This window comes from Streptomyces longispororuber, from assembly GCF_014656095.1.
GTDB lineage: Bacteria > Actinomycetota > Actinomycetes > Streptomycetales > Streptomycetaceae > Streptomyces > Streptomyces longispororuber.
Genome location: NZ_BNBT01000284.1, coordinates 1 through 4,142, shown reverse-complemented (window position 1 = coordinate 4,142; position 4,142 = coordinate 1). Strand labels below are relative to the sequence as shown.

At 76.5% G+C, this 4,142-nt stretch carries 4 protein-coding genes; 1 reads left to right on the top strand and 3 read right to left on the bottom strand.

Going from position 1 to position 4,142, the window contains the following annotated elements:
* Positions 1 to 264: 264 nt before the first annotated feature.
* On the bottom strand, positions 265 to 1,104 hold the full coding sequence (locus IE330_RS37940) for a hypothetical protein (protein ID WP_190140731.1): 840 nt from the start codon (positions 1,102 to 1,104) through the stop codon (positions 265 to 267).
* Positions 1,105 to 1,340: 236 nt separating this feature from the next.
* A complete protein-coding gene (locus IE330_RS37935) occupies positions 1,341 to 2,051 on the bottom strand; it encodes an ANTAR domain-containing response regulator (protein WP_190140733.1) in 711 nt (236 codons plus the stop codon).
* A gap of 88 nt (positions 2,052 to 2,139) precedes the next feature.
* Here IE330_RS37935 and IE330_RS37930 point away from each other — a divergent pair, with 88 nt between their 5' ends.
* Positions 2,140 to 3,267, top strand: a complete 1,128-nt coding sequence (locus tag IE330_RS37930; RefSeq protein ID WP_190140730.1) for a PAS domain-containing protein — start codon at positions 2,140 to 2,142, stop codon at positions 3,265 to 3,267.
* Here the strand turns inward: IE330_RS37930 and IE330_RS37925 are convergent.
* Positions 3,248 to 4,024 carry an RNA polymerase sigma factor SigF gene (locus tag IE330_RS37925; protein ID WP_190140732.1) on the bottom strand — a complete coding sequence of 259 codons (777 nt, stop codon included), beginning with the start codon at positions 4,022 to 4,024 and terminating at the stop codon, positions 3,248 to 3,250. The two genes, IE330_RS37930 and IE330_RS37925, sit on opposite strands and share 20 nt — an antisense overlap.
* Positions 4,025 to 4,142: the final 118 nt, after the last annotated feature.

Below are 4,142 nucleotides of genomic sequence, written 5' to 3'. Positions count from 1 at the left end.
GGGCGGCGGGGCGTCGGTGCGGTCGGCGGCGGCGACGACCACGGCCGCGAGCTCCGGCAGGACGGGCAGCCCCGGCTCGGGCGGGGGCGGGCCCGAGCGGACGTCGCCCCGCCCCGCGTGGTCCGTCCGCCGCATGGGCACCTCCGTGCGCTCCCTGGCCACTCCCGTGGCCCTTTGACCCTGCGCGTGCTGTCGGGTCTCTGCGTACCCACGGCGGCGCCGCTCGATCGTCCGGCGGCGGACGCGTTGGCGCGTGCGCGGTGGTCAGTGCCGTGCGGCGCGGTCGCGGCGCAGGCGGTGGACGGCGGCGGCGCAGGCGCCGAGGACGAGCAGGGCGCCCGCGGCCAGGGCGGCCGGGGAGTCGGTGAACGTGCCGCCCTGCCCGGCACGGACGCCTTGCGGCACGGCGGGGCCGGTCGGGGCGGTGGGGCCGCCACGGGTGACGGTGAACGTGGCCTGCCACCGGCCGTCGCCGGGGCAGGTGCCGTTCACGGACCACTGCGAGGAGCGGCCCTCGGCGTCGGGGCCGTCCGCCCCGGAGCCGGCGGACGCGGCGACGCGGGCGGTGCCCCGGTAGGTGGCGCGGTCGCTCGCGGGCTGGTCCTGGGCGAAGCCCCGGTCGCCGTTCTCGCCGGAGTCCTCGGGCGGGGCCAGGTCGTCCAGGCTCTGGTCGCCGTTCCCGCCGAAGTCGTCGGTCAGGCTCGGGTCACCGCTGTCGCCGCTGCCGCCGAAGTCATCGCTGCCGCCGAAGTCGTCGCTCAGGCTCGGGTCGCCGTTCTCGCCCAGGTCGTCGACCGGGCCCTGGTCGGCGTTGCCGCCGGGGTCATCGCCCGGGGCGCGGTGGTGGCCCTCGCCTTGGTGGTGCTGGTCGCGCCGGAGGGTGGCGGTGCCCTGCTCGAAGGCCTGGGAGTGCGCCTTCAGGGTCTGCGGGGGCGTGCCGCCGGTGGCCGGGCAGGTGACGGTGACGGTGACCTGCCCGCCGGGGGCGACGGAGGCGGGGGTGACCTGGGCGGTGGCACCACCGCCCTCGGCGTGGGCGGGCGGCGCGAGGGCGAGGGCGGAGTACAGGGTGAAGGTGAGGGCCAGGGGAACGGAAGTACGCATGCACCCATTCGAGCCGGTACGGGCGGTTCGCGCTCGTCCTCCAACGCCGGACGGGCTACACCGGCCCTCCGGACCTCAGCCCGCCCCGGCCTCCTCCCGACCGGACCTCAGCCCGGCCGGCCGACAGCCCCGCCCCAGCCAGCGGCCCGTCCCGGCTCAGCCCGCCCGGACCTCAGCCCGACCGGCCCACAGCCCGTCCCGGCCGACGACCCGTCCCGGCTCAGCCCGACCCGACCTCAGCCCACCCCGACCTGGCGCCCCAAAGAGGCCAGCTCGCGTTCGAAGCCCCGGCCGCGGGTCTCCACCAGGGCCGCCGCCACTTCGGAGAGCTTGCGGTTGGTGGTCTGGGAGATCCGCCGCAGCAGCCCGAAGGCCTGGTCGGGGTCGCAGCTCAGGACGTGCATGAGGATGCCGCGCGCCTGGTCGACGACGGGCCGGGTGCGCAGCGCCTCGCCCAGGTGCTCCAGTTCGGTCAGGGCCGCGCGGTAGCGGCGGTCGCGGACGAGGCTGGCCGTGGCGAGGTCGCCGAGCGCCTGCGCGGGTCCGCAGCTCACCCCGTCCAGGGTGCCGGGGCGGAAGCTGAACAGGCTGATGGTGAGCGTCAGGTCGGCCCGCCGGAAGGGCAGGGTGACACTGGCGCGGACGCCGGAGTCCAGGGCGAGCGCCCGGTACTCGGGCCAGCGGTCGTCGCGCAGCAGGTCGGCGGAGTCCACGGGCGCGCCGCGCTCCTGCGCGGCGGGGATGGGCCCCTCGCCGGAGCGGAGCTGGACGGCGACGAGTCCGGCGAGATCGGGGTGGGTGACGGCGGTGGGCAGTTCGTCGCCGCCGTCGGTGACCGTGGTGCCCGCGCCGCAGCACGCGGTGGTGCACCGCAGGGCCTGCTCGGCGAGTTCGGAGAGCCTGCGCTGCGGCAGAGCGGATTCCGGTCCGTCCGGTCCGATCGGCATCGACCTCACGGCGGTCCTCCCTCCTTCTCCCCTGTGCGGCTTCCCGGTGATGCCTCCGGAAAACCGTCGTAGCGGATACGTTCGAACCATGGCTCAGACTGAGGAGTTCGGCGAGGAGCTGGCGGATTTCGTGCGCCGCGTGGCCGAGTTGAAGGCGTCCCGCACCGGCCCGTCCGGGGATCTGGGGACGATGCTGGACGCCGCCTTGTTCGAACTGGACCACGTGGCCGAGCGGCTGTGGCCGGGTCTGGAGCGCACCGCCGTGTCCACGTCCGCGACGGCGGCGTCGGACCACGCGGAGCAGCAACTGCTGCGCGCGGTGTTCCAGCGGTTCCCGCTGCCGGTGGCGCTGGTCGACGGCGAGACGGTGGTGCGCCGGATGAACGTGGCGGCGACGGAGCTGACGGGGGTGCGCGGTGGGTACGCCACCGGGCGGCCGTTGTCGGGGTTCCTGACCCCGTCGGACCGGATCGCGTTCCGCTCGCAGGCCGCGGCGGTCGCCCGCGGCGAGGGCGACCGGAGTCTGACGGTGCGGTTGCAATTGCGCCCGGAGCGGCCGCTGCGGGCGACGCTGACGGCGCTGCGCCCGGGCACCGAGCCGCGGACGGTCCTCCTGGTCGTCCTGCAGCCGCCGGTGCCGCGCGACGCGCACCGGGACGGCTCCGGCCGGGGCCGGAACCGCGCGCCCGACCTGGGCGAGGCGACCCGCCACGCGGAGCTGCTCGAACTGTCGGACCGGATGACGGCGACGCTGCTCACCGCGCCGGCCGGCGACCCGGCGGAGGTGCTGCGGCGGGCCGCCGGGGTGCTGCACGGCCGGTTCGCGGACTGGGTGGTCGCGGACGAGGGCTCCGCGGCGTTCCGGCGCCGTACGGTCCTCGGGCCGCCGGGCGAGCTGCTCGCGGACGTCCGCGCACAGGATCCTGCCGACTGTCCGCTGGTCCTGGACACGGCGCGCTGCGCGGCGCCCCGGCTCCAGGTGCGGCCGGAGCCCGAGGACGGCTTCGGCGTGGACGGGTCAGGGGCGCCCGTGCTCGTGCGGGCCCAGGTCACGTCGTTGCTGTGCGTGCCGCTGGCCCCGCACGCCGACGGGCCGGTCGACGGGGTGCTGAGCCTGTTCCGCACCGGCGCGCGCCTCGCCTTCTCGATGGCGGAGGCGCGCGCCGTGGACGTGATGGCGCGGCACGTCGCCCTCGCTATGCGGCGTCCTGGGTGACCTGCCCGGAGGCCGGTGCGGGGCGGGCGGCGTGGCGCGCCATGTCGCGGGTGATCTCGTCCCGCAGCCGTCCGCAGCAGCGGCTGATCAGACGGGACACGTGCATCTGGGAGATGCCCAGGTGCTCGGCGATGCGGCTCTGCGTCATGTCGCCGAAGAACCGCATGTAGAGGATGGCCCGTTCGCGCTCGGGGAGCTGGGCCAGGCGGGGCTTGACGGCCTCGCGGTCCACGACGACGTCGAGCGCCGGGTCGGGGCCGCCGAGGGTGTCGCGCAGCGCGTAGCCGTCGTCGCTGCCGGGGAGTTCGGCGTCCAGGGACAGCGCGGTGAAACTGTCGAGCGCCTCCAGGCCGGCGGCCGCGTCCTCCTCGCTCATCCGGGCGCGCTCGGCGATCTCGGCGATGGTCGGGGCGCGCCCGGACACCGTCTGGGACAGGTCCTGGCAGGCGAAGCGAACGCGGTTGCGCAGGTCCTGGACGCGGCGGGGCACGTGCAGGGTCCACATGTGGTCGCGGAAGTGCCGCTTGATCTCGCCGGTGACGGTGGGCACGGCGTAGCTCTCGAAGGCGTTGCCGCGCTCCGGGTCGTAGCGGTCGACGGCCTTGACCAGGCCGAGGGCCGCCACCTGGCGCAGGTCCTCCAGGGACTCGCCGCGGTTGCGGAAGCGCCCCGCGAGCCGCTCGGCCATGGGCAGCCAGGCCCGCACGATCTCCTCGCGCAGCGCGTCCCGCTCGGGCCCGTGCGGCAGTTCGCACAGCTTGCGGAAGGCCTCCGCGGTGTCGGGGGCGTCGTCGTGCGGGTGGCGCCCCGCGCGGCCGCGCGGGGCGCGGGGGGCGGAGTCGGACGCGGCGGGCTCGTCCGGCGCCGGGGAGTCC